Below are 9231 nucleotides of genomic sequence, written 5' to 3' on the forward strand. Positions count from 1 at the left end.
GCCCGCCCTGGTACGGAGCGCTCCCCACGCCCGGTAGGCTGGTCACATGTCCGAACCGACCGGTGCCGCCCGCCGTCGCGGGCCCTTCAAGGTCGGGGACCAGGTCCAGCTCACCGATCCCAAGGGTCGCCACTACACGTTCACGCTCGAAGCGGGGAAGAGCTTCCACACCCACAAGGGAGCCTTCCCCCACGACGAGCTGATCGGCGCTCCCGAGGGCAGTGTTGTCCGTACCACCGGGAACGTCGCCTACCTCGCGCTGCGCCCCCTGCTCCCCGACTACGTCCTGTCCATGCCCCGCGGTGCCGCCGTGGTCTACCCCAAGGACGCGGGGCAGATCCTGGCGATGGCCGACATCTTCCCCGGCGCCCGCGTCGTCGAGGCGGGAGTGGGATCCGGGTCGCTCAGCAGCTTCCTGCTGCGCGCCATCGGCGACCAGGGCATGCTGCACAGCTACGAGCGGCGCGCCGACTTCGCCGAGATCGCCACCCAGAACGTCGAGCGGTACTTCGGGGGCTCGCACCCCGCCTGGACGCTCACCGTCGGTGACCTCCAGGACAACCTCTCCGACACCGACGTCGACCGCGTCATCCTGGACATGCTCGCCCCCTGGGAGTGCCTGGACGCCGTCTCCAAGGCGCTCGTCCCCGGCGGCATCCTGTGCGCGTACGTCGCCACGACCACGCAGCTGGCCCGCACCGTCGAGGCCATCCGCGACCACGGCACCTTCAACGAGCCGTCGGCCTGGGAGACCATGGTCCGCACCTGGCACGTCGAGGGGCTGGCCGTCCGCCCCGACCACCGCATGATCGGCCACACCGGCTTCCTGCTCACCGCCCGCCGCCTCGCGGACGGCGTGGAGCCGCCGCTGCGCCGCCGCCGGCCCGCCAAGGGCGCGTACGGCGAGGACTACACCGGCCCCGGTGGCCAGTCCGCGCCCGCCGAGGAGCAGCCGGTGCACAAGAGCCCGGCCCAGAAGCTCCGCGAGAAGAAGGAACGCGAGCAGCGGGAGCAGGCAGCCCAGGACGCCGCCGAGAGCTGACGCGCTCGCAGCCGTACCGAACCGCACGGCGCCGCCGGTGAGTTCCCCCACGGGAACCCCGGCGGCGTCGCCGTTTTTCCGGACATGTGGGAACTACCGGTGTGGGCCTCGCGTTCCCAGGGCAAGGGCCGAGTTCCTCAAGTTTTCTTCTTGGTCCGGACTTGTTGGTTCCGTGACGGGGCGTCGTGTGGAACGATGCCGGGCAACCCCCACCGCCACAGCTCTTCCCAGGAGTTATTCCGCGTGCAGTCCTTGGCAGGCCCGGACCTTCCGCACACCGGCACGACCCCCATGCAGTGGCTCGCCACCGCGACAGCCGTCGCGGGTGTCGTGGCCCTGGCCTCCTTCGTCCAGCCCGCCGGCGTCCGGGGCCGTGGCCGCGGGGGCGGGGCGGCCGGGGGCCGAGGTCGCGGCGGAGGCGGTGGAGACCGCGGCGCCGCCCCGCGCGTCGTGGCCACCCTCGTCGACCCCGCCGACAAGCTGAGCGTGCGGGATCTCACCCTGACCGGCCGCGCGCTGAGCGCCACGCTCTCCGGATACTCCAGCACCGACGTGCCGCGCTGCTGCCCCGATGTCCACAAGGCCGCCAAGTGGCAGTGGCAGAACGGCAAGTTCGTCGAGAGCGAACTTTCCGCCGAGAAGGACGCGGAGGGCGGGCTTCCGGCCGCCCGGGGAGTCTGAACGAGAGCCTGCAGCGGGAATTCCGATCGCGCCGCTGCGTGAGCACGGCATCACTGTCCGACTGCGGCAGCACCGCGCGTCCGGCCGTCGGTTTCCGGCCGGACGCGCTTCGTTGCTCTCTGTCGCCGGGCTGCTCGCCGGGTGACCGGCGAGCGGTCATCCGGCGTCCCGTCACCGGGCGTCCGGTTACTCGGCGTCCGGCCCGTACACCTCGGCCTTGTCCGACACGCGGCGTACGTGAATGCAGTCGCCGGGGCACTCCTTCGCGGAGTCCCGCACGTCGTTGAGCAGCGGCAACGGCACCGGCGTGGTGGCGCCCTTGTCCTGCAGCAGCTCGTCGTCGGCGCTCTTCACGTACGCCAGCCCGTCGATGTCGAGCTCGAAGACCTCCGGCGCGTACTGCGCGCAGATGCCGTCCCCGGTGCAGAGGTCCTGGTCGATCCAGACCTCGAGCTCGGTGGCTTCTTCCTGGGCGCTCATCTCGCCTGCCGTTCCTGCGTACGTTTAACCGATGTTGTCTAAGTAGTGCCAGCACTGACGGGTGTTGACCGTGTCGACGATACAACCGGTCGCTTTCCGATGTTGTCGGGTGGGTATCACCCCAGGGTGAGGACGTGCGCAAGGGTGAAGATCGGACACACCCCGACAGTCTTTTCGATCTAGGGGTTTCAACCTGCACCGGCCCAGGTAGGGTCAGGAAGCGTCCAGCTCCCCTTGGAGGAGGTGAGGACCGTGGCAGCCCACGACGACGACATCAACCGCGGCATCCGGCCGGGGCGGGGGTCTGAAGACCCTGCCGGCCAGGTTGCCTATCTCGAGCAGGAGATCGCCGTCCTGCGACGCAAGCTCGCCGACTCTCCGCGTCACACGAGGATTCTCGAAGAGCGGATCGTCGAGCTGCAGACCAACCTGGCCGGCGTATCGGCTCAGAACGAGCGACTCGCCAACACTCTCCGTGAGGCCCGCGACCAGATCGTCGCGCTCAAGGAGGAGGTCGACCGGCTCGCTCAGCCGCCGGCCGGCTTCGGTGTCTTCCTGCAGGCGAACGAGGACGGCACGTGTGACATTTTCACCGGAGGCCGAAAGCTCCGGGTCAATGTCAGCCCGAGCGTCGAGCTCGAAGAGCTCAGGCGTGGCCAGGAGGTCATGCTCAACGAAGCGCTCAACGTGGTCGAGGCCATGGAGTTCGAGAGCGCCGGGGACATCGTCACCCTCAAGGAAATCCTGGAGGACGGCGAGCGCGCCCTGGTCATCGGGCACACCGACGAGGAACGGGTGGTGAGGCTCGCCGAGCCGCTGCTGGACACCACCATCCGCCCCGGCGATGCCCTGCTCCTCGAGCCCCGCTCCGGCTACGTCTACGAAGTCATTCCCAAGAGCGAGGTCGAAGAGCTGGTCCTCGAAGAGGTACCGGACATCGACTACACCAAGATCGGCGGTCTGGGCGGCCAGATCGAGATGATCCGGGACGCCGTCGAGCTCCCGTATCTCTACCCCGATCTGTTCAAGGAGCACGAACTGCGCCCGCCCAAGGGTGTCTTGCTCTACGGCCCGCCCGGCTGCGGCAAGACGCTCATCGCCAAGGCGGTCGCCAACTCCCTCGCCAAGAAGGTCGCCGAGGTGACCGGCAAGCCCGCGGGGAAGAGCTTCTTCCTCAACATCAAGGGCCCCGAGCTCCTCAACAAGTACGTCGGCGAGACCGAGCGGCACATCCGCCTGGTCTTCCAGCGGGCCAGGGAGAAGGCCAGCGAGGGCACGCCCGTCATCGTCTTCTTCGACGAGATGGACTCCCTCTTCCGCACCCGAGGCTCGGGCGTCAGCTCGGACGTGGAGAACACCATCGTCCCGCAGCTGCTCTCCGAGATCGACGGTGTGGAGGGCCTGGAAAATGTGATCGTCATCGGTGCCTCGAACCGTGAGGACATGATCGACCCGGCGATCCTGCGGCCCGGCCGGCTCGACGTCAAGATCAAGATCGAGCGTCCGGACGCCGAAGCCGCCAAGGACATCTTCTCGAAGTACCTCACCGACCGGCTCCCGCTGCACTCCGACGACCTCGCCGAGCACGGCGGCTCGAAGAAGGCCGCGGTCAGCGGCATGATCCAGTCGGTCGTCGAGCAGATGTACGCGGAATCGGAGGAGAACCGCTTCCTGGAGGTCACCTACGCCAACGGTGACAAGGAAGTCCTGTACTTCAAGGACTTCAACTCCGGCGCCATGATCGAAAACATCGTCGGACGCGCCAAGAAGATGGCCATCAAGGCATTCCTCGAACAGAACCAGAAGGGCCTCCGGGTCGCCCACCTGCTCCAGGCATGCGTGGACGAATTCAAGGAGAACGAGGACCTGCCCAACACGACCAACCCGGACGACTGGGCCCGCATCTCCGGCAAGAAGGGCGAGCGGATCGTCTACATCCGCACCCTCGTCACCGGCAAGCAGGGCGCGGACACCGGTCGCTCCATCGACACGGTGGCGAACACCGGACAGTACCTGTAACACCGCTCACCGGCTGCGGATGTCCCAGGCGGGGCGTCCGCAGCCGGATGCTTTCCAGGGGCCGGGACGCACCCTGGAGATCCCCCGGCGGAACAGGGAAAACCGGACTGGAGCAATGACTGTAATGATCTCCCCAGCGCCGCATCGGCGTTCTAGGCTCTTCGGTACCGCCGCACCACGCAGTGCGGAAGCGGGGACCGCATTCGGACCGGAAGCGCAGCGGTACTTGAGCGCCGACCCCACCCGGGGGCGCCGCCGGGCAAGGAGGGCCGCATGACCGTACGGCGAGTAATGGGCATCGAGACGGAGTACGGCATCTCCGTCCCCGGCCACCCGAACGCCAATGCCATGCTCACCTCGTCCCAAGTCGTCAACGCCTACGCGGCGGCGATGCACCGGGCGCGCCGCGCCCGCTGGGACTTCGAGGAGGAGAACCCGCTGCGGGACGCCCGCGGCTTCGACCTCGCACGTGAGAACGCCGACGCCAGCCAGCTCACGGACGAGGACATCGGTCTGGCGAACGTCATCCTCACCAACGGCGCGCGGCTCTACGTCGACCACGCGCACCCCGAGTACAGCGCTCCCGAGGTCACCAACCCGCGCGACGCCGTCCTGTGGGACAAGGCCGGCGAGCGCATCATGGCCGAGGCCGCCGAGAAGGCCGCCCAGGTCCCCGGCGCTCAGCCGATCCACCTCTACAAGAACAACACCGACAACAAGGGCGCCTCCTACGGCACGCACGAGAACTACCTGATGAAGCGGGAGACCCCCTTCTCGGACATCGTGCGCCACCTGACGCCGTTCTTCGTCTCCCGGCAGGTCGTCACCGGTGCCGGACGCGTCGGCATCGGCCAGGACGGCCACGAGCACGGCTTCCAGCTCAGCCAGCGCGCCGACTACTTCGAGGTGGAGGTGGGCCTGGAGACGACGCTCAAGCGGCCCATCATCAACACCCGCGACGAGCCGCACGCGGACGCCGAGAAGTACCGCCGGCTCCACGTGATCATCGGCGACGCGAACCTCTCCGAGATCTCCACATACCTGAAACTGGGCACGACGGCGCTGGTCCTCTCCATGATCGAGGACGGCTTCATCAACGTAGACCTCGCCGTCGACCAGCCCGTACGCACCCTCCACCAGGTCTCGCACGACCCCTCGCTGCAGCATCTGATCACGCTCCGCAGCGGCCGGACACTCACCGCTGTGCAGCTCCAGATGGAGTACTACGAGCTGGCGCGCAAGTACGTCGAGGAGCGGTTCGGGGCCGACGCGGACGAGCAGACCAAGGACGTCCTCACCCGGTGGGAGGACGTGCTGGGCCGGCTGGAGAACGACCCGATGAGCCTGTCCGGCACGCTGGACTGGGTCGCCAAGCGGGAGCTCATGGAGGGCTACCGGCGCCGCGACAGCCTCGACTGGGACGCGGCCCGGCTGCACCTGGTCGACCTCCAGTACGCCGACGTACGGCCCGACAAGGGCCTCTACAACCGACTGGCGGAGCGCGGCAAGATGCAGCGGCTGCTGACCGAGGCGGACGTCGAGAAGGCGGAGATCAAGCCCCCGGAGGACACGCGGGCCTACTTCCGGGGCCGCTGCCTCGAACAGTACGCGGACGACGTCGCCGCGGCGTCCTGGGACTCCGTGATCTTCGACCTGCCGGGCCGCGACTCGCTCCAGCGCGTGCCCACGCTGGAGCCGCTGCGCGGCACCCGCAACCACGTCAAGGAGCTCCTGGACCGCTGCCGCACGGCGGAGGACCTGGTCCGGGTCCTCAGCGGCGGCTGAGGCGGTAAAACCGCGTCCGGGCCGCTCACGGCCTGATCGCGGTCCGATCGTGACCGATCCGGGGCCCGCCGGGCGGCTGAAAAGTCCGCCCGGCGGGAATCATCGAGGTGAGTCCCGGACGTTGAGGGAAAGTGCAAGGCCGATGTCGGACCCAGCTTGTAGGGTCTGATCTTGACAGTCACATCGAGCGGGGCGAACCGAGCGGGGTGAGGGATATGGCGACCAAGGACACCGGCGGCGGGCAGCAGAAGGCTTCGCGTACCACCGAAGAGGTCGAGGAGCAGACCCAGGACGCGGAAGCATCCGAGGACCTCAAGGAACGCCAGGAAAAGCTGTCGGACGACGTGGACTCCGTCCTGGACGAAATCGACGACGTGCTCGAAGAGAATGCCGAGGATTTCGTTCGCTCCTTCGTTCAGAAGGGCGGAGAGTAACGCGCATTCCGCCAGGGCGCGCCCCGACGAAAAGTCGGGTGCGCCCGGCGATGCGCCTCGCCGCATGCCGCCTGTGGAGCTCTTCCGCGGGGCGGAGAGCGCTGGATGCGCGACCGGCGTGGCCGCGGGGCACCGAGCCGGTGCCCGGCGGCGCACACCGTATGTGGATCATGTAAACGGTATGGGTAAGGTCCGGGGCGTACGTGCTTCAGCTGCAGCGCAGCGCTGGGCCAAGTCAAGGATCGGCCGGACGCCTTGGGCGGGCGGCCGAGTATCCGGAAGGAAACGTGTGGAAGCCAATACTCGAAGCACCGGGCGTCTACCAGCTGCCTTCCTGACGCCTGGGTCCTCCTCGTTCATGGACTTTCTCAGTGAGCACTCGCCGGAGCTGTTGCCGGGGAACCGGCCGCTGCCGCCCGTGCAGGGGGCGATCGAGGCGCCGCACGGCACGACGATCGTGGCGGCGACCTTCCCCGGGGGTGTCGTGCTCGCCGGTGACCGCCGCGCGACGATGGGCAACGTCATCGCGCAGCGGGACATCGAGAAGGTCTTCCCGGCGGACGAGTACAGCGCGGTCGGGATTGCCGGTACGGCGGGGCTCGCCGTGGAAATGGTGAAGCTCTTCCAGTTGGAGCTGGAGCACTTCGAGAAGGTCGAGGGCGCGCAGCTGTCCCTGGAGGGCAAGGCGAACCGCCTCTCGACGATGATCCGCAGCAATCTCGGCATGGCCATGCAGGGCCTGGCCGTGGTGCCGCTGTTCGCGGGGTTCGACGTCGACCGGGAGAAGGGCCGTATTTTCTCCTACGACGTGACCGGCGGGCGCTCGGAGGAGCAGGGGTACGCCGCGACCGGTTCCGGTTCGGTGTTCGCCCGGAGCGCGCTCAAGAAGCTGTTCCGGGACGACTTCTCCGAGAACGACGCGGCGACCGCGGTCGTGCAGGCGCTGTACGACGCGGCGGACGACGACTCGGCGACCGGTGGGCCGGACCTGGGCCGGCGGATCTATCCGATCGTCACGGTCATCACCGACGAGGGCTTCAAGAGGCTCACGAGTGACGAGGTGTCCGAGATCGCCCGTGCGGTGCACGAGCGGCGTCTGGAGCAGCCGGACGGCCCGCGGGCGGCGCTGCTCTGACGGGGCGGCAGCGGACTTGCGGAGGACGGATGATCCGGAGGTGCTTTCGCCAGTGAGAGAGCCATTGACAGAAAGGGACGGATAGCCGGTGTCGACGCCGTTCTATGTCTCACCCCAGCAGGCCATGGCGGACCGCGCCGAGTACGCCCGCAAGGGCATCGCGCGCGGACGCAGTGTTGTCGCTCTGCAGTATGCCGACGGCGTCGTTTTCGTCGCCGAGAATCCTTCCCGTGCACTGCACAAGGTCAGTGAGATTTATGACCGGATCGCCTTTGCGGCGGTCGGTAAATACAACGAGTTCGAGAACCTCCGGATCGGTGGGGTGCGCTACGCCGATCTGCGGGGGTACACCTACGACCGTGAGGACGTGACGGCGCGCGGGCTGGCGAACACCTATGCCCAGACGCTCGGTGCGATCTTCTCCAGTGCGGCCGAGAAGCCGTACGAGGTGGAGCTGCTGGTCGCGGAGGTGGGCAACACCGCCGAGGACGATCAGATCTACCGGCTGCCGCATGACGGTTCGATCGTGGACGAGCATGGTTCGGTCGCGGTCGGCGGCAATGCCGATCAGATCAGCACTTACCTCGATCAGCATCACCGTGACGGCATGTCGCTGGGCGAGGCGCTGAAGCTCGCCGTGGACTCGCTGTCGCGGGACAACAACGGCGGGGAGCGCACGCTGACCCCGGAGCAGCTGGAGGTCGCGGTCCTGGACCGCAAGCGGCCTCAGCAGCGGAAGTTCAAGCGGGTGCTGGGCCGTCAGCTGTCCCGGCTGCTGGCGTCGGAGGGCTCGTCGTCGTCGGCCACCGAGGCCGGTTCCGCCGAGGAGCCGGAGTCCGGTACGTCCGGTGCGGAGAACGGCTCCGAGCGCTCGGAGGGCTCGGAGGAGTAGCCCGCTCCCGTCCGTCCGTCTCGCGCCGCCCCGGTGGGTCACTTCCCGCCGGGGCGCGCGGCGTTTCGGGAGCTGTTTCAGGGGCGCGGCGGGGCGGCCGTCGAGCCGCGGGTGATGAGCTCGACCGGGAGTGTGGGCGCGGCGGCGGGCGGGCGGCCGTCGAGGACGTCGATGAGGGCGCGCATGCCGGCCGCGCCGAACTCCTCGGCGGGCAGCCGTACGGTGGTCAGCTCGGGTTCGACGGCGGTGGCCAGGGCGAGGTCGTCGAAGCCGGTGACGGAGACGTCCTCGGGGACGCGCAGGCCGAGCCGGCGGGCGGCCTTGCAGGCGCCGGCGGCGAGGATGTCGTCGTCGCAGACCAGGGCGGTGGGGCGGGGGCCCGGGGCGGTCAGGGCTGCGTGGGCGGCGTGCAGTCCGGCGTCCACGGTGAGCGGCGCGGCTTCGGTGCGCAGTGCCGCGCCCGGTACGGCCCGTACGGCTTCGGCGAGGGCGTTCGCGCGGACGTGGAAGGTCCAGGAGTCGACGGCGGCGGCGAGGTGGGTGAGCCGGCGGTGGCCGAGGCCGAGGAGGTGGCGGGCGGTCTGCCGGGCGCCGTCGGCGATGTCGAGGTTGACGGTGGCGGCGGCCGGGGTGTCCTCGGGGTCGTTGTCGAGCATGACCAGGGGCAGGCCCTCGCCGTAGAGGGCGGTGAGCGCGTCGGTGGCCATGGAGGAGGCGATGACGCCGTCGAGGGTGGCGCGGGCGGAGTCGAAGGGGTCGCGGG

Annotated in this window: 9 protein-coding genes; 7 read left to right on the forward strand and 2 right to left on the reverse strand. The window is 68.8% G+C overall.

Features of this window, described 5'->3' with window-relative positions; all coding sequences use genetic code 11:
* The first annotated feature begins 46 nt into the window (after nucleotides 1-46).
* Together CCS38_RS17225 and CCS38_RS17230 are read left to right on the forward strand one after the other, a co-directional pair.
* A complete protein-coding gene (locus tag CCS38_RS17225) occupies nucleotides 47-1042 on the forward strand; it encodes a tRNA (adenine-N1)-methyltransferase (protein ID WP_223734164.1) in 996 nt (331 codons plus the stop codon).
* 243 nt (nucleotides 1043-1285) lie between these two features.
* The gene (locus tag CCS38_RS17230; RefSeq protein WP_223734165.1) at nucleotides 1286-1723 is read left to right on the forward strand and encodes a hypothetical protein; all 438 of its coding nucleotides are present in this window, start codon (nucleotides 1286-1288) and stop codon (nucleotides 1721-1723) included.
* A 186-nt stretch (nucleotides 1724-1909) separates the two neighbouring features.
* Here the strand turns inward: CCS38_RS17230 and CCS38_RS17235 are convergent, their stop codons facing one another.
* A complete protein-coding gene (locus CCS38_RS17235) occupies nucleotides 1910-2203 on the reverse strand; it encodes a ferredoxin (protein WP_030252045.1) in 294 nt (97 codons plus the stop codon).
* A gap of 252 nt (nucleotides 2204-2455) precedes the next feature.
* On the opposite strand from CCS38_RS17235, the gene arc reads away from it, so the two are divergent.
* The 5 genes from arc to prcA all read left to right on the forward strand — a co-directional run bounded on the left by arc (nucleotide 2456) and on the right by prcA (nucleotide 8468).
* Nucleotides 2456-4222 (forward strand): proteasome ATPase, encoded by a 1767-nt coding sequence (gene arc / locus CCS38_RS17240; RefSeq protein WP_223734166.1) that lies wholly within the window; start codon nucleotides 2456-2458, stop codon nucleotides 4220-4222.
* A 273-nt stretch (nucleotides 4223-4495) separates the two neighbouring features.
* The gene (gene dop / locus CCS38_RS17245; RefSeq protein WP_372457101.1) at nucleotides 4496-6007 is read left to right on the forward strand and encodes a depupylase/deamidase Dop; all 1512 of its coding nucleotides are present in this window, start codon (nucleotides 4496-4498) and stop codon (nucleotides 6005-6007) included.
* A gap of 215 nt (nucleotides 6008-6222) precedes the next feature.
* On the forward strand, nucleotides 6223-6441 hold the full coding sequence (locus tag CCS38_RS17250) for a ubiquitin-like protein Pup (protein ID WP_030616454.1): 219 nt from the start codon (nucleotides 6223-6225) through the stop codon (nucleotides 6439-6441).
* 289 nt (nucleotides 6442-6730) lie between these two features.
* Nucleotides 6731-7576: a proteasome subunit beta gene (gene prcB / locus CCS38_RS17255; protein WP_223734167.1), complete on the forward strand. Its 846-nt coding sequence runs from the start codon at nucleotides 6731-6733 to the stop codon at nucleotides 7574-7576.
* Between the two features lie 88 nt (nucleotides 7577-7664).
* Complete coding sequence (prcA, locus tag CCS38_RS17260) at nucleotides 7665-8468, forward strand: proteasome subunit alpha (RefSeq protein ID WP_223734168.1); 804 nt, start codon at nucleotides 7665-7667, stop codon at nucleotides 8466-8468.
* 77 nt (nucleotides 8469-8545) lie between these two features.
* Here the strand turns inward: prcA and CCS38_RS17265 are convergent.
* The coding region (locus tag CCS38_RS17265; RefSeq protein WP_223734169.1) for a LacI family DNA-binding transcriptional regulator at nucleotides 8546-9231 on the reverse strand (686 nt) is incomplete at its 5' end.

The sequence above is a fragment of the Streptomyces purpurogeneiscleroticus genome (assembly GCF_020024005.1).
GTDB classification, from domain to species: Bacteria; Actinomycetota; Actinomycetes; order Streptomycetales; family Streptomycetaceae; genus Streptomyces; species Streptomyces purpurogeneiscleroticus.